21 protein-coding genes are annotated in these 23,575 nt (G+C 71.1%); 16 read left to right on the top strand and 5 right to left on the bottom strand.

Annotation, left to right across the window (positions count from 1 at the left end; all coding sequences use genetic code 11):
- Positions 1–40 precede the first annotated feature (40 nt).
- The 3 genes from WMF36_RS27685 to WMF36_RS27675 form a co-directional block, all read right to left on the bottom strand.
- Positions 41–763: a GNAT family N-acetyltransferase gene (locus WMF36_RS27685; protein WP_437573766.1), complete on the bottom strand. Its 723-nt coding sequence runs from the start codon at positions 761–763 to the stop codon at positions 41–43.
- The gene (locus tag WMF36_RS27680; protein ID WP_437573765.1) at positions 760–3,441 is read right to left on the bottom strand and encodes a protein kinase domain-containing protein; all 2,682 of its coding nucleotides are present in this window, start codon (positions 3,439–3,441) and stop codon (positions 760–762) included. The genes WMF36_RS27685 and WMF36_RS27680 overlap by 4 nt, the downstream gene beginning before the upstream one ends.
- A gap of 269 nt (positions 3,442–3,710) precedes the next feature.
- The gene (locus WMF36_RS27675; protein ID WP_437573764.1) at positions 3,711–4,334 is read right to left on the bottom strand and encodes a hypothetical protein; all 624 of its coding nucleotides are present in this window, start codon (positions 4,332–4,334) and stop codon (positions 3,711–3,713) included.
- A gap of 362 nt (positions 4,335–4,696) precedes the next feature.
- On the opposite strand from WMF36_RS27675, the gene WMF36_RS27670 reads away from it, so the two are divergent.
- A complete protein-coding gene (locus tag WMF36_RS27670) occupies positions 4,697–5,137 on the top strand; it encodes a hypothetical protein (protein ID WP_437573763.1) in 441 nt (146 codons plus the stop codon).
- A gap of 37 nt (positions 5,138–5,174) precedes the next feature.
- Positions 5,175–5,774 (top strand): antibiotic biosynthesis monooxygenase family protein, encoded by a 600-nt coding sequence (locus WMF36_RS27665; protein WP_437573762.1) that lies wholly within the window; start codon positions 5,175–5,177, stop codon positions 5,772–5,774.
- Between the two features lie 49 nt (positions 5,775–5,823).
- On the opposite strand, the gene WMF36_RS27660 is transcribed toward WMF36_RS27665, so the two are convergent.
- Positions 5,824–6,693 (bottom strand): PAS domain-containing protein, encoded by an 870-nt coding sequence (locus tag WMF36_RS27660; RefSeq protein WP_437573761.1) that lies wholly within the window; start codon positions 6,691–6,693, stop codon positions 5,824–5,826.
- A 694-nt stretch (positions 6,694–7,387) separates the two neighbouring features.
- Here WMF36_RS27660 and WMF36_RS27655 point away from each other — a divergent pair.
- The 8 genes from WMF36_RS27655 to WMF36_RS27620 all read left to right on the top strand — a co-directional run bounded on the left by WMF36_RS27655 (position 7,388) and on the right by WMF36_RS27620 (position 17,115).
- The gene (locus WMF36_RS27655) at positions 7,388–8,629 is read left to right on the top strand and encodes an enolase C-terminal domain-like protein (RefSeq protein WP_437573760.1); all 1,242 of its coding nucleotides are present in this window, start codon (positions 7,388–7,390) and stop codon (positions 8,627–8,629) included.
- Positions 8,626–9,744, top strand: coding sequence for a hypothetical protein (locus tag WMF36_RS27650; RefSeq protein ID WP_437573759.1), 1,119 nt, complete (start codon positions 8,626–8,628; stop codon positions 9,742–9,744). Before WMF36_RS27655 ends, WMF36_RS27650 begins: the two co-directional genes overlap by 4 nt.
- Positions 9,741–10,514 carry an SDR family NAD(P)-dependent oxidoreductase gene (locus WMF36_RS27645; RefSeq protein ID WP_437573758.1) on the top strand — a complete coding sequence of 258 codons (774 nt, stop codon included), beginning with the start codon at positions 9,741–9,743 and terminating at the stop codon, positions 10,512–10,514. Before WMF36_RS27650 ends, WMF36_RS27645 begins: the two co-directional genes overlap by 4 nt.
- Positions 10,511–12,175, top strand: a complete 1,665-nt coding sequence (locus WMF36_RS27640; RefSeq protein WP_437573757.1) for an MFS transporter — start codon at positions 10,511–10,513, stop codon at positions 12,173–12,175. Before WMF36_RS27645 ends, WMF36_RS27640 begins: the two co-directional genes overlap by 4 nt.
- Positions 12,176–12,285: 110 nt before the next feature.
- The gene (locus tag WMF36_RS27635; protein ID WP_437573756.1) at positions 12,286–13,383 is read left to right on the top strand and encodes a PfkB family carbohydrate kinase; all 1,098 of its coding nucleotides are present in this window, start codon (positions 12,286–12,288) and stop codon (positions 13,381–13,383) included.
- 8 nt (positions 13,384–13,391) lie between these two features.
- The gene (locus tag WMF36_RS27630) at positions 13,392–14,033 is read left to right on the top strand and encodes a bifunctional 4-hydroxy-2-oxoglutarate aldolase/2-dehydro-3-deoxy-phosphogluconate aldolase (protein WP_437573755.1); all 642 of its coding nucleotides are present in this window, start codon (positions 13,392–13,394) and stop codon (positions 14,031–14,033) included.
- A 462-nt stretch (positions 14,034–14,495) separates the two neighbouring features.
- Positions 14,496–15,860: a hypothetical protein gene (locus tag WMF36_RS27625; protein WP_437573754.1), complete on the top strand. Its 1,365-nt coding sequence runs from the start codon at positions 14,496–14,498 to the stop codon at positions 15,858–15,860.
- A gap of 235 nt (positions 15,861–16,095) precedes the next feature.
- Complete coding sequence (locus tag WMF36_RS27620; protein ID WP_437573753.1) at positions 16,096–17,115, top strand: metalloregulator ArsR/SmtB family transcription factor; 1,020 nt, start codon at positions 16,096–16,098, stop codon at positions 17,113–17,115.
- Positions 17,116–17,223: 108 nt separating this feature from the next.
- Here the strand turns inward: WMF36_RS27620 and WMF36_RS27615 are convergent, their stop codons facing one another.
- Positions 17,224–18,354: a hypothetical protein gene (locus WMF36_RS27615; protein ID WP_437573752.1), complete on the bottom strand. Its 1,131-nt coding sequence runs from the start codon at positions 18,352–18,354 to the stop codon at positions 17,224–17,226.
- A 488-nt stretch (positions 18,355–18,842) separates the two neighbouring features.
- Between WMF36_RS27615 and WMF36_RS27610 the strand changes: the two genes are divergently transcribed.
- The 6 genes from WMF36_RS27610 (at position 18,843) to WMF36_RS27585 (ending at position 23,385) form a co-directional block, all read left to right on the top strand.
- The gene (locus WMF36_RS27610) at positions 18,843–19,691 is read left to right on the top strand and encodes an AraC family transcriptional regulator (RefSeq protein ID WP_437573751.1); all 849 of its coding nucleotides are present in this window, start codon (positions 18,843–18,845) and stop codon (positions 19,689–19,691) included.
- 26 nt (positions 19,692–19,717) lie between these two features.
- Positions 19,718–20,563, top strand: coding sequence for an NmrA family NAD(P)-binding protein (locus WMF36_RS27605; RefSeq protein ID WP_437573750.1), 846 nt, complete (start codon positions 19,718–19,720; stop codon positions 20,561–20,563).
- 737 nt (positions 20,564–21,300) lie between these two features.
- Positions 21,301–22,551, top strand: a complete 1,251-nt coding sequence (locus tag WMF36_RS27600; RefSeq protein WP_437573749.1) for a cytochrome P450 — start codon at positions 21,301–21,303, stop codon at positions 22,549–22,551.
- Positions 22,548–22,742, top strand: a complete 195-nt coding sequence (locus WMF36_RS27595) for a ferredoxin (RefSeq protein WP_437477000.1) — start codon at positions 22,548–22,550, stop codon at positions 22,740–22,742. The genes WMF36_RS27600 and WMF36_RS27595 overlap by 4 nt, the downstream gene beginning before the upstream one ends.
- A 92-nt stretch (positions 22,743–22,834) precedes the next feature.
- The gene (locus WMF36_RS27590) at positions 22,835–23,089 is read left to right on the top strand and encodes an addiction module protein (RefSeq protein WP_437573748.1); all 255 of its coding nucleotides are present in this window, start codon (positions 22,835–22,837) and stop codon (positions 23,087–23,089) included.
- Positions 23,086–23,385, top strand: coding sequence for a type II toxin-antitoxin system RelE/ParE family toxin (locus tag WMF36_RS27585; RefSeq protein WP_437573747.1), 300 nt, complete (start codon positions 23,086–23,088; stop codon positions 23,383–23,385). Before WMF36_RS27590 ends, WMF36_RS27585 begins: the two co-directional genes overlap by 4 nt.
- Positions 23,386–23,575 lie beyond the last annotated feature (190 nt).

Below are 23,575 nucleotides of genomic sequence, written 5' to 3'. Positions count from 1 at the left end.
CAGCGCCCGCGCCGGCCCGGGGCGCGGGCGTGGCCCGGCGCTACTCTGCCGGCCCGTGGGCGGGCGGAGGTGCCTCCGGGGCTCGCGCCTCGGCGGCCGGCCCGCGCTGGAGCTGCTCCAGGAGGAGCGGCATCGCGCCGAACCCGGCGCCGACCAGGCGCTCGTCGAGCCTGGCCAGGCCGCAGCGGAACTCGTAGGCCCTGAGGTGCGCCTCGTTGTGAAAGTACCTGAGGTTCAGGCTGGGGCCCTCGGCGGCGTCGATATCCATGGCGACGACGCGGAATCCCACCTTCAGCTTGGCGATGAGCACCGCGTTGTTGCTCGGCGCGTGCTCGCTGACCACGTAGTCGAAGCCGAGCTCGCGCGTGTAGGCGAGGACCCGCTGGACGATCTCCCCGTACAGGCCGCGCCGGCGGTAATCGGGGTGAACGATCGTGTGCCACATGCGGTAGGTCTCCGCGTCTTTCTGGTGGCCCGCGAACATCGCCGCGAGCCGCTCGCCGTCGCGCGCTACCCAGAAGTCGGCGAGGCGTTGGCCCCCCGCCGACGCCGCCAGGCGGGCGCGGGCACGCTTCCCGTCCTCCCCGGACAGCGCCCGGAGGTTGAAGAAGACCTCGGGCGGGAAATGGCGGCGCAGCTCGACCTCGTGCAGCGCCCAGTACGCCTCATCGCCCTCGATCCGCTCGAGCGGGTAGCGGCCGGCGAGCGGCTCGCCGAAGTGCTTCTGTCGAATCGGCTCGGCCCAGTCCCAGGCGGCGCTCATGCGACGCCCCTACCACGGCGGTCGCTCCACCCCAACGCGCGATCCGGGCTCCTCGGCCCGGTCTCGTCGCTCCGCGCGAGGTGCTCGGCCAGCACCTCCGGGTCCTGCTCGCCGGCCTCCTTCAGCCACGCCCCGGCGAGCCGGTGGCCGAGCGTCCGGTCGCGATCGGTGAGCATCGCGTAGGCGCCCTCCCGCAGGAGCGCATCGCGGAAGGCGAGCTCCTCCTCGCCCGCGAACCGTGAGCTCGGCCGGCGCTCCAGGACCTCCCGATCGACCAGCTCGGCCCACGCATCGCGCTCGCTCGCCCTCGGCGCCGGCGCGCCGAGCAGCGCGCGCACGCCCCCCGCCCAGCAGACCTCCCCGAAGACGCTGGCCGCCCGCAGCAGCCGCCGCGCCTCGGGCCCGAGCGCCGCGAGGCGCGCCTCCACCATGCCCAGCACCGACTCCGGCGGCGCGCCGCCGCGCCCCTCCGCCGCGGCCCGGATGAGCTCCTCGAGGCAGAAGGCGTTGCCCCCGGCCCGCCGCACGAGCGCGGAGACCTGCTCGGCCGCGAGCGACGCGCCGAGCGCGCTCCGCACCAGCTGCTCGGCCGCCCGGGCGGGCAGCTCGCGCAGCCGGAGCTCCGAGAGCCCCCGCTCGGCCCAGAGCTGGGGGAACAGCGCGTGGACCTCGGGCCGGGCGAAGGCGAGCACCGCGTAGGGGCGATCGCCGAGCTCCCGCAGCGCCCGATCGAAGATCCTCACCGAGGGCGCGTCACCCCAGTGGAGATCCTCGAGGACGACGAGCACCGGGCGCGCGCCCGTCACCGCCCGCGCTTGGTCGACGTACGCGCGCTGGCTCTCCTCGGCCATCAGCGCCGGATCGCGCCGCGCGGCCCGCAGCGCCGGCGCGGCCGCGTCCGGAGGGGCGACGCCGAGCAGCTCGCCCAGGACCGCGGCCGCCGGCCGCCCCTCCTCGCCCGCGAGCAGCGGCCCGAGCGCCTGCGCGACCTTCTCCCGCCGCACGTCGAGGGCCTCGTCGGGGGCGATCCCGAGCGCGCTCCGCAGCGCCCCGGCGAGCATCGCGAGCGCGGAGCCCGCGCCGAGGGGGTCGCCGCGGGCGACGCTCAGCACCAGGCCGGGGTGACGCCGGCGCAGCGCCTCGACCGCCTCGTGGCGCAGGCGCGATTTGCCCATGCCCGCCGCCCCGGTCACGAGCGCCGCCGCGGCGCGCCGCTCGGTGAAGCTGTCGTCGACGAGCTCGAGCAGCTGCTGCAGCTCCCGCTCGCGCCCGACATAGGGGCTCGGCCGGTCGAGGAGCTTGCGCGCCCCCGCGCCGATCTCGCGCTCCGCCTCGAGCCGCGCGATCCCGTCCTGCGCCACGACCTCGAAGCGCGCGTCGAGCAGGGCCCGCGTCACCGCGTCGACGTGGACGCCGCCGCGCCGGCCTTCCGCGGGCGCGGCGGCGGCGGCCTCTTCCAGCAGCGCGGCCGCCCGGTCCAGCACCTCGCCGAACGGCGATCGCCCCGTGGCCTCGCCCCGTCCCGTCACAAGCACGACCGCCGCGCCGGGGAGCTGCGCGCGGATCTGCAGCGCGCAGCGCGCCGCGAGCGCCGCCTGGTCGGTCGCGCCGCCCGCGCTCGCCGCGATGGCCGCCACGCCCCCGTCGCCGAGCTCCTGCACCTGCGCGCCGAGCGGCAGGGCCGCGCGGCGCACCACGGCGAGCGCGCCCGGCGGCGGCGCGCGCACATCGAGGGACTCCGTCGTCGCGCAGAACGAGGGTTGCGCGGGCCGGACTGCCACGATCGAGGCCAGCCGCCTCTCCCTCGCGGTGATGGCCTCGGCGCGAGGCAGGCGCGAGGAGGCGCCGCTCCCTCCCAGCGCGCCGAGCGCGTCGAGGCAGCGCGCCACGGCCGCGCCGTCCTCGGGTCGCCCCGACGGGTCCTTGGCCAGCATCTGCGCGAGGAGCGCGTCGAGCGCCTCGGGCACCTCGGGCCGCAGGTCCGCCGCCCGCGGCGGCTCCTCGAGGAGCAGCTTCCACACGAGCGAGAGGTGCTGCCCGCGGAACGCCCGCTGCCCCGTGAGGCACTCGAACAGCACGCAGCCGAGCGAGAAGACGTCGGCGCGCGCATCGACCACCGCCCCGTCGCCCCGCGCCTGCTCCGGGGCCATGTAGCCCAGCGTGCCCAGCACCGCCGACGTCCCCGTCAGGCGGGACGTGGCGTCCGAGAGCAGCGCGATGCCGAAGTCGAGCAGCTTGACCCGATCGAGCGCGCCGTCGACCAGGAAGAGGTTGCTCGGCTTGATGTCGCGGTGCACGATCCCGCGCGCGTGCGCCGTGCCGAGCGCGTCCGCCACCCTCCGCGCCAGGGCGACGCTCTCGTCGACGCGCAGCTCCTGCTGCGACAGCCGATCCGCGAGGCTCTCGCCGGACAGCCACTCCATCGCGAGGTACGGCTCCCCCGCCGGCGTCACGCCGTGCGTCGCGTACCGCACGATGTGCGGGTGCGTGAGCCGGGACAGCGCCTCGGCTTCACGGAGGAAGCGCGCCTCTGCGCGCGCGTCCACCCGGCGCAGCAGCTTGACCGCGACGACCTCTCCGCTCGCGCGATCGATGGCCCGGTAGACCGTGCCCATCCCTCCGGAACCCGCGATCTCCGCCAGCTCGAAGCGGTCGTCGAGCAGCCTTCCAGGCAGCATGCGCGGGCAGGATGCACCCTCACCCGAGCGCCTGGCAAGGCGGAGCGGCGCCGCAATCCTGTTATGGATCTGGACGGCGACGCTCCTGTCGCCTTCGTGATCCGGCTGCTGGACGAGGGCCCCTATCCGCGACGCTGCTCGGTGAGCGTCGGGTGCTCTTCGCCCCTGGAGAGGTCACCGAGGGGCAAAGCCCCCCGGGAGCGTGCTCATCCGGGAGCGTGCTCCTTCAGACGAGCTGGACGCACCGGAGGAGGCGCGCCCCGGCAGGCTCATCGGCTCCCGTCGAACTGGACGTCCACGCTTTCGCCCTGGGACCACTCCCCTGGCCCCGGCGAGGTGACCGCGGGGTGGGCCTCCGGGTGGCTCGGGACGGCCCCGTCCCGCGCGAAGAACTGCAGCACCGGCTGCACCTTGTTGATCTGGTCGAGCGTGGATCTGGCGCGCACCGCCTGCGCCGCGACCTCCCGGTCCATCGACGCCTTCACTCCGGCGATCTTGGACTCCAGCAGTTTGATCTGCTGGTTTCCTTCCGCGAGCACCTCCTGCGTGTGCTCTTCGCCGGTGCGGGTGAACGCCTTCAGCGCCTCGATCTGCTTCGACGCTGCGGCCACGATCTCCTGAGTCGGGACATCGAAGGCCTTGAATGCCGCCTCCACGATGTCCCGCTTCACCGGTGCGGGCGTATCGCCGGGCAGCGTCCTCAGGAGCTCCTGCGCCTTGAGGATCTTGCTCCGCTGCTCGGGGCTCACGCCGGCGGCCAGCAGGATGGCCGCGAAATCGACCTCAGAAGGCGGCGCGGGCACGTCGTCCTCCGGTGCCAGCGGCGGCGAGGGCAGCGACGACACGTCGGACCGTCGGCTGAACGGTGACTTGAAGAAATCGGACAGGCTCAAATTTACCCGCTTTCTGAGTACATCGTCATTCTACATGGTTCCGGGCGGCTGCACAGCCAACTCGTGGGACCGACCCTGGCGTCGTGGCGGTTCATTTCTCGCTCGATCCACGTGATCGGTATTCTTGTTCAGCAGGTCGGAGGATCGCCGCCCCCGGGTGTCCCCCTGCGTCGCTGGATTCTGTGCGATCGTGGCGAACATAACGCGTTGCGTTATCGATGACGCGGGTCCCTGGAACGGCCGCGAGCGAAAGCGCGGCGTCGATTGAACGTTCCGCCGGCGTCCGGGAACGGAGGTGTATCCGGCCACGCAGCGGCGACCTCTCGAAGGGGTGCCCGAGGCGCGCCCACAAGGAGTCACCGATGACGCCCGTCTCTTCTGCTCCCGCGGCGCGGAGCTTTGCGCCGCGATCTGCCCGGCGCCGGCTCGTGAGGCCGCTCCTCGGCCTCATGGTCTTCGCGGCGCTCTTCCTCGCGCTCGCGTGGCACCTGGACCGGCCTTCCGCGGCCTCGGGGCCTCTCGCGGCGGCGGCCGCGAACCCCCTCGGCCAGCTCTCCCGGTCCGGCGCCGATCGCGCGCTCCTCGTCGGCCGCGTCGAGGAGCGCCTCCCGGCCGGCTCGTACACCTATGTCGCCGTGCGCACCGGCGAGGCCCTCACGTGGGCTGTCACGGTCGGTGACGCGCCGCCGCCCGGCACCCCGGTGCAGGTGCGGAGCATGGGTCGCAAGACGAATTTCCACTCAAGCCGCCTCTCGCGGACGTTCCCCGAGCTCGTGTTCGGGGTCGTCTCGCGCGCCGACTGAGCCCCTGGCAGCGCCCGAACCTGAAAGGACCGTGACCATGACGACACGCACGTTGAACGAGACTATCGAGCGCTCCTCGCGCGCATTCGCCGCCGCGGCCCTCGCGGCGCTCGGGGTGATGCTGCCGGGATGTGGCAACGACTCCAGCGCGACGCCCCCCGACTCGCCCCCCGCCGAGTGCACAGGCGGCGTGCTCGAGGCCGATCTGCAGGCGGAACCGCTGAGCGGGCCCGGCGTCGATCCCGCCACCGGGGAGCTCCTGCCGCCTCCGGAGGGCTCGTCGTACACGGTCAGCGCGACCTTCGGGGTCCCGAGGCCGGGCGACGCCGTGAGGGAGAAATACGTGCAGTACTTCGGGGCGATTCAGGCGCAGCTCGCGTCGCAGCCAGGCCTCCTGGCGATCCAGCTGGGCCAGTCGCCGTCGTGCGGCTCCGGGCGCACGCTGGCCGTGTGGTCGTCGACCGAGGCGATGTACGAGTTCGTCATGAGCCCTGCCCACCTGGCGGCGATGGACGCCGTGAACGAGCTGCTCGAGCCCAACTATGTGGTCACTCACTGGGAGGCGGCCAGCGCCGACGAGGTGACCCTCGAGGAAGGGGTCCGCCGCATCCAGGCGAGCGAGGCCCGGGCGCGGTGAGCCGACCTCGCGACGGTCGCGCCGCGGCGTGACCCGCCGCGGTCGAGGATCAGCGGGTGGCCGCGCTCGCCGCGCGTTGCGCGCCGAGGCGGCTCATCGCGTAGGCGAGCCCGCTCTGGAGCGTGCTCTGCGTGGAGATCCGGCCGAAGTCGATGTCCAGGCTCACCAGCGTCCTCGCGATCTCCGGGCCGATGCCCACGAGCACGCTCCGACAGCCGAGCAGCTCCGCCGCCTGCACCGCGCGGATCAGGTGGCGCGCCACGGCGGTGTCGATCATCGGCACGCCGGTGATGTCGAGGATCACGAACTCCGCGCCCCGCTGCCCGATCGCGCCCAGCAGGCTCTCCAGCGCCTGGGCCGAGCGCCGGTCGTTGATCTCCCCGACCAGCGGCATGAGCAGGATCCCCTGCCAGACCTGGATGACCGGCATCGCCATGCGATCGAGCATCGCCGACTGCGCGTCGATGATCGCGCGCTGCTCCCGGTTCTCCGCCGCCATCCGCTCGGCCTCCATGTGCCGGCGCTTCAGATCGGTGATGTCCGTGATGAGCCCACAGAGGCCGACCACCTCGCCCCGCGCGTTCTTCATGGGGAACTTGCGGGTCCAGATCGTGCGCGTCACCCCGTCCGAGCCGGTGGCGCTCTCCTCGTTCTCGCTCGGCTCACCGGAGTCGAAGACCCGATCGTCGTAGCTCCAGAAGAGCTCCGCCTGGTCCTTCGGCCAGAAATCCGGGTCGCTGCGGCCGATCAGGGCCTCGTAGCGCTGCCCGATCAGCCTGCAGAAGCCCGGGTTGCAGGCGATCCAGCGGTGTTGCCGATCCTTGACGAAGATGGGATCCGGGATGGTGTCGATGACGAGCTGGAGCAGCTCGAACGTCTTCCAGTCCGCGACGTCGATGCAGGGGAGCTTGAACGCCATGCAGCCAAACCCATCTCCCCCCGGTCAGCCTCTCGTTATCAGCCATCGTGGATCGCGCCGCAAGGACAGAAAGGGGCGGGATACCACGTCACGTGACGAAGAGGTATTGGCGCATGCCATAACGTCTTGAACGTACTTCGTCTTTCTAACGGTCACTACATATTTACGTGGAGCTTGACGAGTGGCGCGTGGGGAGGCCGACGGAGCTCCGCGCGAGTCGCCGCGCGCCGGCCGGCAGCTCGCCCGCCACCGTCACCGCGAGGTCCACCGAGAGGCGGGGGGGCGATCTCGGGGCGGCGCTCTCCGCGGAGCGGGGGACATGGCGACGTGGCGACGGTGGTTGTGAAAATTTCTTCTCTTGGCGCTCTTGGCGGTTCCTCTCCTTATCTAACTCCGGCGCAGCGCTGCAGAGCCCCCTCGGCGGTCGGATCGGGCGACTTGCCGGCGAGGTGGCGGAGATCGCACATTTTAGATCGACGCGTGATCAATTCGTCTCGGTGTGGGAATTCACCGGCGCCGCACAGCAGCGCCTGCGTTTACGCGGACTTGCTGTAATTTTATGCGTCACAGCCGCTGATCGGGTCTTGCACGCTGGAGCCGATCGGGCGATGGCGCGCCATGCAGGTGTCACTGCGCATCGGGATGCTGTTGTCCAACCCATCGGAAAGCTGGGGCCCCGGGAGCCCCATCCTGCATGAGAATCGTTGACATCCGCGCCACCACCGTCACCGTGCCGCTCGAGGCGCCTTTGCGGCACGCGAACGGCTGCCACTGGGGCCGCTTCGTGCGCACGATCGTCGAGGTCGAGGCGGACAACGGGCTGGTCGGGCTCGGGGAGATGGGCGGCGGCGGCGAGTCGGCCGAGGCGGTGTTCCGCGCCATGAAGGCCTACCTCGTGGGCCACGACCCCGCCCGCCTCGAGGAGATGCGGTTCCGGATCGCGAACCCGACGGCCTCGCTCTACAACAACCGCACCCAGATCCTCGCCGCGCTGGAGTTCGCCTGCCTCGACCTGCTCGGGCAGGCCTTCGGCGTGCCGGTGCACGACCTCCTCGGCGGCAAGCTGCAGGACGAGGTCCCCTTCGCGTCCTACCTCTTCTTCCGCTACCCGAACGCCGATGGATCGGGCGAGGTGCGCACGCCGAAGCAGATCGCCGACGAGGCGAGGGCGCTGAAGAAGAAGCACGGGTTCACCTCGCACAAGCTCAAAGGCGGCGTGTTCCACCCGGATTACGAGCTCGAGTGCTACCGCGCGGTGGCCGACGCCGTCGGGGAAGATCGCGTCCGCTTCGACCCGAACGCCGTCTGGTCGACGGAACAGGGCATCCGCTTCGGGCAGGCGATCGAGGGCCTGAACAACGACTACCTGGAAGACCCCGTGTTCGGCCTGCACGCGATGCGCCGCACCCGGGAGAAGGTGCGGATGCCGCTCGCGACGAACACCGTCGTCGTGGGCTTCGAGCAGCTCGCCGCGAACGTGCTCGACACGGCGGTGGACGTCATCCTCCTCGACACGACGTTCTGGGGCGGCATCCGGCCCTGCGTGAAGGCGGCGGGCATCTGCGAGACCTTCGGCCTCGGCGTCGCCGTCCACTCCTCGGGCGAGCTCGGCGTGCAGCTCGCGACGATGCTGCACCTCGGCGCCGTCATCCCGAACCTCTCGTTCGCCGCCGACGCGCACTACCACCACCTGAAAGACGACGTGATCCGGGGAGGCCCGCTCCCCTACCGGAACGGCCGTATTCGCGTCCCCGAGGGCCCCGGCCTGGGCGTCCGCCTCGATCGCGACAAGCTCGCCCACTACGCCGAGGAATACCGCCGCCTGGGCTCCTATCCCTACGACAGAGATCCGCTGCGCCCGGCCTGGTGCGCGACCGTGCCGAACGATCGCTGGGCCGATCCCAAGGACGACCGGATCCCCGAGGTGCCGAGATGACCCTCCCCGAACGCGTGGCCAAGGCGGTCGCCGCCGCGCCCGTCATCGATCTTCACACTCACCTCTTCGCCCCCCAGTTCAACACGCTGAACCTCTGGGGCGTCGACGAGCTCTTGACGTATCACTACCTCGTCGCCGAGACCCTGCGCGCCGAGCCGAAGGTCGCGCCCGAGGCGTTCTACGCCCGCGACAAGACGGCGCAGGCCGACCTCGTGTGGGAGGCGCTCTTCGTCCGCCGATCGCCGCTGTCCGAGGCGACCGCGGGGGTCGCCACCGTGCTCGACGCGTTCGGGCTCGACCCCGCCGCGCCCAACCTGCGCGACGCGCGCGCCTTCTTCGCCGCGCGCAAGGTCGAGGATCACCTGGAGGACGTGCTGCGCCTCGCGGGCGTGACCGCGCTCGCGATGACGAACGACCCGACCGACCCCGCGGAGCGCGCGATCTGGGAGGCGGGCGTCGCGCCCGATCCGCGGTTCTACGCGGCGCTGCGCATCGATCGCCTCGTCGCCTCGAACGACCTCGCGGCCGAGCTCGACCGGTGGATCGCCCGCATGCGGCCGCGCTACCTGGCGATCTCCGTCAACGAGGTCTCGGCCCCGCCCCGGGCCGTGCTGGACGCGTGCCGCGCGCACGACCTGCCGTTCGCGATGATGGTCGGCGTCCGGCGCGCGGTGAACCCCCGCCTCGGCGTGGCCGGCGACGGCATGAGCACCGTCGACCTGGCCCCGCTCGAGCGGCTCGCCGGCGACAACCCCGACGTCCGCTTCCTCGTCACGACGCTCGCGCGCGAGAACACCCACGGCCTCTGCGTCGTGGCGCGCAAGTTCGCGAACGTCCTCCCGTTCGGCTGCTGGTGGTTCATGAACAACCCGAGCCTCATCGAGGAGACGACCTCGATGCGCCTGGAGATGCTGGGGCCGACCTTCGTGCCGCAGCACTCCGACGCGCGCGTCCTGGATCAGCTGATCTACAAGTGGCGCCACGCGCGACGCTCGATCGGCAACGCGCTTTCGCGGCGCTACGGGGCGATGACCGTCCCGCCGACCGACGCGCAAATCGAGCGCGACGCGCGCGCGCTCCTGGGCGGCATCGCCGGGGAATGGCTGGGAGCATGACCAAACTCTTCGACATCGCGGGCCGCACGGCCGTCGTGATCGGCGGCACCTCCGGCATCGGCCGCGCGATCGCCCTCGGCCTCGCCGAGGCGGGGGTCCACACCGTCGCCTCGGGCACGCGCGCCGATCGGGCCCGGTCGGTCCATGGCGAGATCCTCCAGCGGGGCGTCCGCTCGCTCGAGGCGACGTGCGACGTCAGCGACAGGGCGTCCCTCGACGCCCTGCGCGACGGCGTCGTCCAGGAGCTCGGCGGCGTCGACATCCTCGTCAACTGCGCCGGCCGGACCTTCCGCACGCCCACGGTCGACGTCGGAGACGCCGAGTGGAACAGCCTGCTCGACACGAACGTCACGGGCATGCTGCGCGCCTGCCAGTCGTTCCACGGCCCGCTGCGCGAGAGCGGCCGGGGCCGCATCGTCAACATCGCCTCGCTGTCGAGCTTCGTCGCGTTCCACGAGGTGGCGGCCTACGGCGCCTCCAAGGCGGCCGTGATGGCGCTCACCCGGAGCCTCGGGGCCGAGTGGGCGAAGCACGGTATCCGCACGAACGCCCTCGTGCCGGGCGTCTTCGTGACCGACCTCAACCGCGCCCTCCTCGACGGCACCGCGCGCGGGCAGGAGCTGCTCGCCCGCACGCCGCTCGGCCGCTTCGGCGAGACGCAGGAGCTGGTCGGCGCGGCCCTCTTTCTCTGCTCTGACGCGGTGAGCTTCATCACCGGCACGAGCATCGCAGTCGACGGTGGCTTTCTCGCTTCTGGAGTGAACCAATGACCGCTGCATCTCCCGTGGTCCCGGCGAGCGGCGGCGTCATGACGCGCACCCGCTGGACCATCTGCGCGCTCCTCTTCTTCGCGACGACGATCAACTACCTCGACCGGCAGCTCTTCTCGCTGCTCGTCCCGTTCTTCGAGAACGAGCTGCGCCTCGGGCCGACGGACCTCGCGCTCATCAACGTGAGCTTCCTGCTGTCTTACGGCTTCGGCATGGTGTTCGTCGGGCGCTGGATCGACCGCGTCGGCACCCGCAAGGGGCTCACCGTGACGTTCCTGCTCTGGAACGTCGCCTCTGCGGCCCACGCCTTCGTCGCCAGCTTCAGCGGCTTCGCCGCGATCCGCTTCGTGCTCGGGGTCGGCGAGGCGGGCAACTTCCCGTCCGCTGTCCGCACCGTCGCCGAGTGGTTCCCCAAGAAGGAGAGGGCGCTCGCGACCGGCCTGTTCAACTGCGGCTCGAACGTCGGCGCCATCCTCGCCCCGCTCCTCGCGGTGCGCATCGCGGAGGCGTACGGCTGGCGTGCCTGCTTCCTCTTCCTCGGCGGGATCGGCATCGTGTGGATCTTCTTCTGGACGCGCCTCTACCGGCGTCCCGAGGAGCACCCGAACGTGTCGCCCGCGGAGCTCGCGCACATCCGCTCCGACGCGAAGGAGTCGACCGAGGCCCTCGGCATCAGCGAGGTGTTCGGGATGCGGCCCGTCTACGCGGTCGCGATGGCGAAGTTCTTCACCGATGCGCCGTGGTGGTTCTATCTCACCTGGCTGCCGAAGTTCCTCGTCGGCGAGTTCAAGCTGACGCCGACGTTCATGGCCTACGCGATCCCGGTCGTGTTCATCGTGGCCGACGTCGGCGCGATCGGCGGCGGCTGGCTCTCCTCGAAGCTCATCGCGAGCGGCCGCTCGGTCGGCACCGCGCGGAAGCTCGCGATGCTCGCCTGCGCGCTCGCCGCGGTGCCCGTCATGGCCGTCGGCCAGCTCGTCGATGTCCCGAGCGTCGCCGGCATCCCGTCGGTGTACATCGCCGTCGGGCTCATCTCGCTCGCCGCGGCGGCGCACCAGGGCTGGAGCAGCAATCTCTACACGCTCGTCTCGGACACCCTGCCTCGCCCGGCGATGGCGACGGTGGTCGGCATCAAGACCGCGTTCGGCGTCGTCGGCGGGGCGATCTTCCAGATCTTCGTGGCCCGGTCGCTCACGCTCACCGGCTCGTACGCCGTGCCGTTCCTGCTCGCAGGCGGCCTGTACCTCGTCGGGCTGCTCGTGCTGCACCTCCTCTTGCCGCGGGTCGAGCCGGTCGTGCCCAAGCGGCGCGTGCCGAAGGCGGCGATCGTCGCCGGCGGCCTGGCGATGCTCGCCAGCATCGCGGGCCTGCAGTTCGCCCTCAACCGTCCTCCGTACGACTCGGTCGCCGAGTACCGCGCGACGCGGTCCGCCCAGCTCGGCGCGACGGGCGCGCCGGTCGAGGGCCCCGCCGCTCACGTGGGCTGGATGGACGCGCGCTGGTATCTCTGGCCGACGGCCCAGGGGACCAAGGCCGAGCTCGTCAAGCTCGACCGCGACGGGCGGCCCATCCTCGAGTCCAGGGGCGCCGGCGCCAAGGGCTATACGGGCCCGTCCGCCGCAGAGGTGCAGTCGTCCGGAGCCCCTGGAGGCAACCCGTGAGCTCCGCCCCCGGCGAGCCTCATCGCCTCTCCGCGGCTCTCATACCCCCTCGCGCCCTCCTCCGCGACTCGGCCCCTCCGTCGCGCGGCCAGCGCCCCTGCCGGTAAACCATGCCCTTCACGCTCCGCGATCCTGCTGCCTGCCGCTGGGACCTCGTGTCCCTCGGCGAGGTCATGCTGCGCCTCGATCCCGGCGACGGTCGGATCTCGACCGCGCGCGGCTTCCACGCCTGGGAGGGCGGCGGCGAGTACAACGTCGCCCGCGGCCTCCGCCGCTGCTTCCGGCTCCGGTCGGCCATCGTGACCGCCCTCGCGGAGAACCCGGTCGGGCGCCTCATCGAGGATCTCATGCTGCAGGGCGGCGTGGACCTCTCGCACCTCCGCTGGGTGCCCCACGACGGCGTGGGGCGGACCGTGCGCAACGGCCTGAACTTCACCGAGCGGGGCTTCGGCATCCGCGGGGCGGTGGGCGTCTCGGACCGCGGCCACACCGCCGCGTCGCAGCTGAAGCCCGGCGACATCGACTGGGACGCGATCTTCGGCCGGGAGGGCGCGAGGTGGTTCCACACCGGCGGCATCTTCGCCGCGCTCTCCGAGACCACGCCGGACGTGGCGAAGGAGGCCATGGAGTCGGCCAGGCGGCACGGGGTCGTCGTCTCCTACGATCTGAACTACCGCCCTTCGCTCTGGAAGTCGATCGGCGGCCAGGCCCGCGCGCGGGAGGTCAACCGCGCGCTCGCGCCCTACGTCGACGTGATGCTGGGCAACGAGGAGGACTTCACCGCTGCCCTCGGCTTCGAGGTCGAGGACCTCGACGACGCGCACAGGACCCTCCACGTGGGCGCGTTCGAGGCCATGATCGAGCGCGTCATCGCGGCGTTCCCGAACATCCAGGCGGTCGCGACGACCCTGCGTGTGGCGACCTCGGCGACGCGCAACGACTGGAGCGCGGTGCTGTACGAGGGCGGCCAGCTGTACCAGGCGCCCGAGCGCAAGGACCTCGAGATCTACGACCGCGTGGGCGGCGGCGACTCGTTCGCTTCGGGCCTGATCTACGGCTTCCTCGCGGGTCAGGGCCCGCAGTGGGCCGTCGACTGCGGCGCGGCGCACGGGGCGCTCGCGATGACGACGCCCGGCGACACAACGATGGCGACCCTTGACGAGGTACTCAAGGCGATGAAGCTGGGCACGGCGCGGGTGGATCGATGAGCGGACCGATGGACAAGCAAGCCGTGCTCGGCTGGATCGGGCGCACGCGCATCGTGCCTGTCGTGCGCGCGGCCTCGGCCGACGAGGCGCTGCAGGCGGTCGAGGCCCTGCTCGAGGGCGGGATCGACGTCCTCGAGATCACGATGACCGTGCCCGGCGCGGTGGAGGTCGTGCGCGAGATCGCCGCGCGCCACGGCGATCGCGCCCTGGTCGGCGCGGGCACCGTGCTCGACGCCCGCACCGCCGAGGCGTGCGTCGAGGCCGGGGCGCGCTTCGTCGTCAGCCCCGCGCTCGACGAGGCGACGGTGAAGGCGTGCCTCGCGATGAACGTCGTCCACGCCCCCGGCGCGCTCACGCCGACCGAGGTCGTGGCGGCGCACCGGGCGGGCGGGGACGTCGTGAAGGTGTTCCCCTGCGACGCCCTCGGCGGCGCGTCGTACCTCAAGTCGCTCAAGGCGCCTCTGCCGCACATCCCGCTCATGCCCACCGGCGGCGCGACGCTGCAGAACGTGGGCTCTTTTCTCGCCGCGGGCGCGGTGGCCGTCGGCGTCGGCAGCAATCTCGTGGACCTCAAGCTCCTGCGCGAGGGGCGGCGCGACGAGCTCGTCGCCCGGGCCCGCGCATTCCGCGAGGCGGTCCGCCCGGCTTGAGGCGGACACAGTAGGCGCGAACGCCGTTCGTCGTTTCGACCCCGGTCTGCGCCGCCGGGCAGCAGTGATGGTCAAGACGCCCGGGCCGCGATCCGCCCGGTGCGACGTAAAAACGTAACAAAATCAATGTCTTGCGGCGCTCGCGAGGATCCCCGGCGCCGTCGAACATCAGGGGCTTCGAACATGAACCAATCGAAGGTTGCGAACCTATTCGGTGCGTCGATTCTCTTCGCTGCGGCGGCGGCGCATGGCCAGGCTCCCCCGCCGGCGCCGCCTCCGCGCCCGGCGCCTCCGCGGGCGGCGGCTCCGGCCCCGCCTGCGGCGCCTCCGCCGGCCGCGCCCGCGGCGGCCCCGCCCGCGGCGGCTCCGGCTCCGGCCCCGGCGGCGGCGGCAGCTCCGGCCCCGGCGGCGGCTCCGGCCCCGCCTGCGGCGGCGCAAGCCCCCCAGCCGGCGGACGCCGGCATGACGCAGGTCCCGACGGGCACGCAGGCGCCGGCCACGCCTCCGCCGATGCTGGGCACCGGGCCTGCGGCCGCGGCGCCGCCGCCGGTCCCCCCGGCGGAGTCGGCCAAGCCGCCCGTTCCGCCCACCGTTCCCGTGACCTCCAAGTGGAAGGCCACGATCTACGGGATGGCGGAGTTCGACATCATGCACGACTCCACCCAGAGCTTCGGCGAGTCGGTGGGGGCCACGGTGATCCAGCGCGAGGACACCTATGCGGGCAGGCACGCCCGCACGCATTTCACGACGCGGAACTCCCGCCTTGGCGTCAAGGTGAGCGCGCCCGAGTACGAGGGGATCAAGACCACCTCCGTCCTGGAGCTCGACTTCTTCGGCAGCCAGCCGCCCAACGTCTCGGAAGCCGCGCTGGTGAGCAGCGGCACCTTCCGCCTGCGCCAGGCGTTCATCAAGCTGGAGTCGGATTACGTCGACGTGGTGATTGGCCAGACCTATCACCTGTTCGCGTGGCAGCCGTTCTTCTTCCCGGCCACGTCGTCGTTCTTCCCGGTGATGAACCAGGTCTTCGGCAGGATGCCGCAGGTGCGCGTCGGCCACACCTTCAAGTCGGAGCCGGTCAACGTCGAGATCGCGGCGGCCGTCGTCAAGCCGCCGCAGCGCGACTCCGAGATTCCCGACTTCCAGGCGGGTATGCGCTTCGGCTTCAACGGCTGGAAGGGCATTCACACGCTGGGCGCCGGCGGGATGTTGTTCGACTCGCTGACCCTCGGCGTCTCGGGCCTGTTCCGCCACTTGAAGGTGGTCGAGCACACCGCCGCCCCGCTCCACTCGAGGTCGGCCAACGGCTACGGGATCTCGGTCGACGCGCTGATCCCGATCATCCCGGCGAGCGCGCTCGACGACTCGGGCAATGCGCTGACGTTGACCGGCTCGTTCTTCTCCGGCACGGGCATCGCGGACATCGTGGGCGTCGCGAGCAACGTGCCGAACCCGCCGCTCCCGGACGGCGCGACCTACACGCCGGACATCGACAACGGCCTCGCGGTATACGACGCGAACAACAACCTCAAGACCATCGGCTGGCGCGGGATGATGGTCGGCCTCCAGTACTATCTACCCCCCTCGGGCCGCGTCTCCCTCTCCGCCAACTATACCCAGGGCTGGTCGGATCGGATCACGGCGGAGCACGGCTACAGGGACCTTCGCACCGCCTTCCGCGAGTCGCGCTACATCGATGGCAACCTGTTCGTCGACATCATGCCGGCCCTCCGCGCGGGCCTCTCGTTCCAGCGCTCGGAGCAGACGTTCGCCGACGACGTGACCGCGACCAACGAGCGCTTCAAGCTGTCCCTCTACAGCTTCTTCTGAGCGGCGCTCGGCCGCGTCTCCTCGCCGGATCGCGTCCTCGACGATCCTCCCCGGCGGGCCCTCCGCGGCCCGTCGGGCTCTTCACTCACCCGGCAACATGGACTTCGTCGCGGCGGGGCATGCGTCTCGCTCGCCTGGCGTCGCGCGGGCCGTGGCGACGGCGCGCCCACCGGAGCTGATTCGACGTTCGTCGAAACAGATTGACGGCCGCCGCGCGCCGCCTACATTTGTTTCGATGGTCATCGAACCAGATCCTCCGGCGGGCGAGCTGAGCGTCGAGGCGCGCATCGCCGTGCTCAAGGCGCTCGCCGACGCGTCGCGGCTCCAGGTGGTGAACGCCCTGATCGAGCGGCCTCACTGCGCCGAGGAGCTGGCCGAGCGGCTGGGGCGCGCGCAGTCCACGGTCTCCTTTCACCTCCGGAAGCTCGACGAGGCAGGGCTCGTGACGAAGCGCAAGACCCAGTACTACGTGGTCTACGCGCTGCGCGGCGACCTGCTCCGCCTCACGCTGAGGGAGCTCGTCGCGCTGCCGTCCGCCGGCGACGGCCCTGCGCGGCGGCGCGTGGAGCGATCCCGGAGCCAGGTGATGCGCGCCTTCTTCCGCGGGGGCGTGCTGGTCCAGATGCCGAAGCAATGGCGCAAGCGGCGCATCGTGCTCGAGCGGTTCCTGGACAGGTTCGAGGCGGGCCGGCGCTACTGCGAGGAGGAGGTGAACGAGATCATCCACGCTCTGTATCCCGACCACTGCACGATCCGGCGGATGCTGGTGGACGAGGGCTACATGGCGCGCGACGGCCAGCTCTACGAGCTGATCGAGGCAGGGACCAGGACACCCCGGGCAGAGACCAGGACGCCCGGGCCGGGAACGTCGAAGGCGGGAGTGAGCACGATGGAAACGCGCAAGGAGCTGAAGCGGCAGTATCTCGAGACCCCGAAGCAGGCGGGCCTCTTCCAGATCAAGAACTCGGTGAACGGCAAGGTCCTGCTCGGCAGCAGCACGAACCTCCACGGGCCGCTCAACAAGCACCGTTTCATGCTGTCCACCGGTATGCACACGAACGCGGCGCTCCAGCAGGACTGGAAGCAGCACGGCGCAGACGCCTTCACGTTCGAGGTGATCGAGGTCGTGCGGCAGAAGGACGAGCCGGGGTTCTCCGTGGCGGACGAGCTCACCCTGCTCGAGCAGATCTGGCTGGAGAGGCTGTCGCCCCTCGCGCCGCGCGGCTACAACACGGAACCGCGGATCCGCGAGTGAGGCGGCCGCAAGGGCGGCGCGTCCTCCGCGCCTCGCCCGGTCTCCACCGCGCGTGTTCGACCCCGGTGGGTGCACGGGTCGGACGAGGCCCGACCTCGACCGGCCCGTTCACAGGATACTGCAGAGGATGCACTTCGACTGACCGTGGTGGTCCTCTGTGTCCCCGCCGTGCGTCGCCTCCTCCTCGCCCTCGGGGGCAGGCTTCGGCCGTGGCGCCTTCGTGACCGAGATCTTCTCGGACACGACGATGCCGTCAATCCAGGGGTGCTCATCGGGCGGCTTCAGCCCGGAGCCTTTCGCGGTCACGGTGTCGATCTTCTTCCCGCGGGCCTTCCACTTCTTCATCTTCGCGACCCAGCGCTCCGGGTAATCGCGGGCCCGGCAGGCGATGTTCGCCCAGGGGTCGACGATGATCGCATCGCCCCAGTCGTCGAAGCTGTCCGGGTAGCTCCCGTCCTCCTCGGCCGGCGGAGGGTTCAGCACGACGAAGGCGTGATCCCCCCGGAATCCGCGGTCCTCGGCGGCAGGCAGCAGTTTGCCGAGGCGCACCACGTCCACCTCCGTGCCGGGAGAGCTCCCTGGTTCCTCGGAGAGCAGCAGCACCGTCAACGCGGAGAGATCGAAGCAGTTGCCGACCTTCTCATTCCGGACCCGCGCTCCAAAGGCGCACAGCGCCTCCCGGCTCATGTGGTTCGACGTGCCCGCGGTGGCCCGCGCGCGCGCCTCTTGCCGTTGGTTGACCCAGGCCGCGTAGATGAGCTCCTTATCACGCTCCTGGACCTTCGCCAGATCACGCTTGTTGATGGACTTGTAGGGCCACCAGGGGTGCCCTGCCGCGGCCGGCGGCGGTGTCGTCGCGGTGGCGATCGTCATGCGCGCCGTGCTCATGACGGACTCCGCCAGATCGAGCAGCTTGCCGCGCGGGGCGGCCCCCAGATCGAGCATCTCGATCTCGTCACCGCTGCTGTCCATCGAAGCATGGTACGCCGCGACCGTCTTCTCCCGAGCCAGATCCATCAGGGAGCTCGGCTTGCCGGCTTCCTGCCGCTCGATCGTGCTGCCCTCGCTCTTCACCTCGCCGGTTTGCGTCGCGTCGAGCGCGCCGGCGTCGCGCGGGGGCTCATCCTGCTTCGGGATCGAGAGCGAATTGCGGAGGGTCGCCGCGCCGCCCTCCTTGTGCGTCGCGGCGTCGGGCCCCACCTTGTGCCCGTTGTGGCTCTGGCGCCTGTTCTTGTGCATGCGTGTTCCCCCGTTTCATCGCCGTCGACGGCCGAGGTGACGGCTCGGGAAGGCCTGAAGGGCAGGGGATGTCGGCTGGGCCAGGTGCGTGCGAATCGCCTGGCTCTCGCGCCTTCCACTCTCCGTCATCTTCACCTCCTCGACCCCGTGATGACCCGCGTATCCTCCGGGAACAACGGACGTTTGTCGATCTCCAACCCGCATCGCGCGGGGCGCAGGCGGCCGGCGACCCGATCGAAGCTGGGATAGCACAGGCGGACCCCCGGTGGCCGTCCCCCAGCGAGTGAGCCAAGTTGTTGAAATTATTATATATAAATTCATGGGGCGGCGTTTGTGCCTGTCGACGAGCGCCGGCACGCCGTGCGATGATTCCGGACCATGTTGCGGCGACACCTCGGGGCGGCGGTCGACGGGGCGGGGCTCACGGCGGGCCGACGGCGGCGCTGCTCTGCCCAGGTCCCCGGGCACGCCGCCGGGTCTGAACAGCCGTGACCGACAGTCACTCCTTTTACCGCGCGATCCCGCCGCCCGCGCCGCTGCGTCCGTTCATCCGCAGCCTCTGGATCTACGACGGCTACCATCCGGAGCACCTCGTCGATCGGGTGCTGCCCACCGGCACGCTCGAGATCGTCATCCCCCTCGGCGGCAAGCGGCTCTCCTGGACGGAGCTGACCGGCCGTGACGGGGCGTGCCGCACCGCCCTCGTGTCCGGCCCGCGCCGGTCCGCGTTCGACGTGCCCACGGCGCCTCAGGCGCGGCTCGTGGGCGCGCACTTTCACCCCGGCGGCGCGTGGCCGCTCTTCGGCATCCCGATGGATGCCCTCACCGACCAGCATCATCCGCTCGACGACCTCCTCGGCGCGTCCACGCGCGAGCTCGCGGAGCGCATCGACGGCGCAGCGTCGGACACGGAACGACTGGCGGCGCTGAGCGCATACTTCCTCGAGCGCGCCCGATCGCGCCGCGCCGCGCACCCCGCCGTGACCGCGACGGTTCGACGGGCAGAGCTCGGCTCCGCCGAGGGCGCCATCGCCGCCGAGGTCGCGGCGTCCGGGCTCAGCCACCGCCGGTTCATCGAGCTGTTCCGCCGCGAGGTCGGCTTGACCCCGCGCGATTTCCTGCGCGTCCAGCGGTTCCAGCGGGCGCTCGGCATCGCCGCGCGAAGCGGGCGCGCCGGAGCCGATCTCGCCTACGACGCAGGGTACTCCGACCAGTCGCACTGGATCCTCGAGTGCAGGAAGCACTCGGGCCTGTCGCCGCGCGAGCTCCTCGCCAGGCACCGGGGCGCGCGCCCCATTCCGCCGGCCGAGAGGGGTCAAATGCTTCCTATTCGCTGACCGGGCCCCCGATCCAGGCTCCGCGCATGCATGTCATCTTTGGTTCCAGCGGAGTCGTAGGGAGCGCGGTCCTGGCGGAGCTTCACCGCAGAGGGCTACCCGCGCGCGGCGTCTATCGTTCGAGGAAGCCGGGCCACCACGCCGGCGAGGTCGCGCGCGTCGATCTCGAAACGGGCGACGGCCTCGACGCGAGCCTCGCCGGCGCGACGACGGTCTTCATCGCGACGGGAGACATGATCGATCAGGTCACCGCCGAGCTCCGCGTGGTCGAAGCCGCGCGGCGCGCCGGAGCCCGCCGGCTCGTCAAGCTCTCGATCATGAGCGCGGAGAGCGAGGCGTTCTTCTATGCGCGCGTTCATCGCGCGATCGAGCGCGGGGTCGAGGCCTCCGGGATCGCGTACACGCTCCTCCGGCCGGGCGGATTCATGCAGAATTTTATCCACTACTACGGTCACGCGATCCGAACGGAGGCTGTCCTTCGCCTGCCGTGCGATGACTTCGAGGAGAACGTCATCGACGCGCGCGACATCGCGCGTGTGGCAGCCGAGTGCCTGTCGTCCGATCGCTTCGAGGGCAAGGCCCTCACGCTGTGTGGCCCGCAGCCGCTCTCGTACGCGTCGATGGTCGCCGAGATCTCCGCGCATACCGGCCGGAAGGTCACCTTCGCGTCGATCTCGGCGGAGGCGTTCCGCGCGACGATGCTGCCGTACGCCGTGTCCCAGGAGCACGTCGACGGGATCACGGCGATGCTTCGCTTCCATCAGGAAGGTCGGGGGACGAAGACGAGCGACGCGGTGTTCGACGTGACGGGCCTCCGGCCGCGCTCCTTCGCGGAGTTCGCGCGCGAGCACGCGTCGAGCTGGCTCCCCTGAGGCTGCTCCCGGGAGCGGCGCGGCCAGCCCTGCTGCCGCGGTCGCATCCTTCGATCCATCGACGGTGCCTGCCTGACGGAGCCCGTTCAGCGAGGGATGCCGTGCGGCTGGGGGGGGCAGGAGCAGTGCGACGGGGAGGGCCAGTGCATGGGCGATGAGTGCGTTGAGGACAGCGATTGTCCGTGCGGATTTTCCGAAACCTGCATTTGCTTGGCCGGGTCGTGCTATCCCGTGGAGGACTGAGGGGCTCCGGGGCAGCGATGGGCTCGACGTGCGCCCCGCGAGGGGCATCCCCTCATCCGATCGAGCAAGCCCAGGAACGGCCGGCCCGGGAGCGCCGCATAGAGCACAATTTCTGACGAGAGCGGAAATTGGGCCGGTGTCTCGTGCGGTGCGGGGACCCACGTGCTTCTCCCGCTCACATGAGAAGGAGAACAGGGGACGAGTGTGCACGATCGGGGCTCTTCCTCCGCAATGCGATCGAACGAGCGTGCATCGGGCTCCCGGTGGGTCGCTCGGCGCGCTCGGGGCCGCGAGGGAAGCGCTTCCCCGCGAGAGACCCCGTGGTGCGCCGCGCCGGATCGATGCTCCAGGCGCCATTCGAGCTGCATGTCTTCTCGGTTCGTGGGTATGCTTGTCGCCGCGATGGCGGGCTCGCTCGCCGATCACGCTGGCTGCGAGGGGCGCCGGCCGAGATCGGAGGGGTGCCCGTCTCCGCGCGTGAAGGAGGGACGATGATGAGGCCGAATCAAGCCGCAAACGGATGTCCGGTGCTCCATTTCAAGCCGGACGCGCCGGGGTTCGACGCGAACCCTTACCCCGCGTACACGGAGCTGCGCGAGTCCGCACCTGTGTATTTCTGGCCAGATGCGCAGTCCTATGTGGTGAGCCGCTTCGACGATGTGGCGACCGTGCTGCGCGATCCGCGGCTCGCGACCGATCCCGTGGCGGCCGGGCTGCCCGCGCCCGAGGCGGGGCTGCCGGAGCCGATCCGCGCGCCGTTCGAGCACTCGCTGTTCCGCCTCGCACCCAAGGACCACGCGCGCGTCCGCCGGGCCGTGAGCCCTGCCTTCACCCCGCGCGCGGTCGACCGCCTGCGCCCGATGATCCAGCGCACCGTCGACGAGGCGCTCGCGCCGTTCGAGGGCAAGGACGAGATCGAGATCGCGGAGTTCGCCGATTTCATCCCCCTGCGCGTCGTCGCCTCGATGCTCGACATCCCGGGAACGCACGAGAAGGTCTTCCGGGACTTCGGCGAGGCGCTCATCAGGACCGTCGACCCGCGCCTCACCCCCGAGACGTTCGCGGCGGTCGTCGCCCCGGTGCCTGCGGGCGTGGAGCTCCTTCGCGAGCTCATCGCCGAGCGGCGCAGCCGCCTGGGCGACGATCTCTTGAGCACGCTCATCCGCGCCGAGGCCGAGGGGGACCGGCTGAGCGAGGACGAGATGCTCGGGCTCGTCGCCGCGATCATCGCTGCCGGCTCGGAGACCACGGTGCATTTCATCTGCTTCGGCGTCATGTCGCTGCTCTGCGTGCCCGAGCGCGCGGCGACGGTGCGGGCCGAGCCCGAGCTCCTGCGCAGCGCGATGGACGAGCTCCTGCGCTTCGACAATTTCGGCAAGGGAGGGGTCGTGCGGTACTGCACGGAGGACGTCGAGATCGGCGGCGTGCGCATGGGCAGGGGGTCGACCCTCGTCGCGATCCTGCCGGCGGCGCTGCGCGATCCTCGCGCTATCCCCGACGCGGACCGCTACGACCCGCGGCGGCAGCCCGAGGAGATCCTGAGCTTTGGCCTCGGGCCGCATTACTGCCTGGGCGCCTCGCTCGCGCGGCTCGAGGGCGAGGTCGCCATCGGGACGTTGATGCGCCGCTACGCGGACATGCGGGTCATCGGAGAGCCCACGTACGCGCAGCACCCGACCCTCCGCAAGCTCTCGTCGCTGCGCGTGGCGGTGACGCCCGCGGCTCGGTCCGAGGTAGGCGGATGAGCCGGGTCGTCGTGGACCGGGATCTCTGCGAGGCCAACCAGGCCTGCATGCGGGTCGCGCCGGAGGCCTTTCGCGTGGACGAGGAGGATCGGCTCCACGTCCTGCTGGACGAGGTGGACCCGGCGCTGCGCCCGAAGGTCGAGCGGGCGGTGCGGGCGTGCCCGCGGCGAGCGCTCGAGATCGTGGATTAAGGGGTATCCGGGGGAGGGCGCGCGCGCCGGAAAGGGTCGCCCACGTCGCCGTTCGTGGTAGGATCGCGCTCCGCAAAAGGAGATCGGATCGCATGCCTGCCGACGTGGACGCCGAAGTGGACAGGTTGACAGATCTGGCGCTCGCCCTCCCGCCGGCGCTGCGTGAGCTCGTGGCCTACCGGATCTGGGAGAGCCTCCACCCCGAGGAGAGCTGGCCTCTCGCATCAGGGCAGATCGAGGAGATCCGAAGGCGAGCAGCGGAGGTCGAGGCAGGGACGGTGCAGCTCGTGGACGGCGAGGACGTCCTCCGCAATGCGCGCGCCCGGATCGATGCGCGCCGGCAGTGAGGCGGTTCCGGTTCCACCCGCGTGCGCTTCAGGAGTTCGAAGAGGCGGTCGACCATTATCTCGAGCTGTCGCCCGAGGCGGCATCGCGGTTCGTCGATGCGTTCGAGGCGGCCGTCGGGTTCGCTCGACGGAACCCCGACGCCGCGGCGCGGATCGAGGATGACGTGCGGCGGTGGAACCTGCGCAAGTTCCCTTACGCGTTGATCTACCGGCTCTCGAGCGAGCACATCGTTATCATCGCTGTGATGCACGCTCGCCGCGAACCTGGATACTGGAAGAGCCGAATCTCTCAATAGCAGGGTCGGGGCGGGCGTCCTCGACCGAGCCCGCCGCAGCTCGGCGCCCCTCAGCCCGCCTATCCCGCTCCCGCCCGCCGCCCCTCCGGCGCGAGCACCGCGAGCGCCGTGTCGATGAAGGCGCGCGGCTTCGTTTGCGTCTGCGCGCGCGCCGGGAAGTAGAGGTAGAACCCCGGACGCCTCGATCACC

It is taken from the genome of Sorangium sp. So ce887, from assembly GCF_051521455.1.
In the GTDB taxonomy this organism is placed as follows: Bacteria; Myxococcota_A; Polyangia; order Polyangiales; family Polyangiaceae; genus Sorangium.
This window is presented reverse-complemented; position numbering and strand designations above follow the sequence as displayed.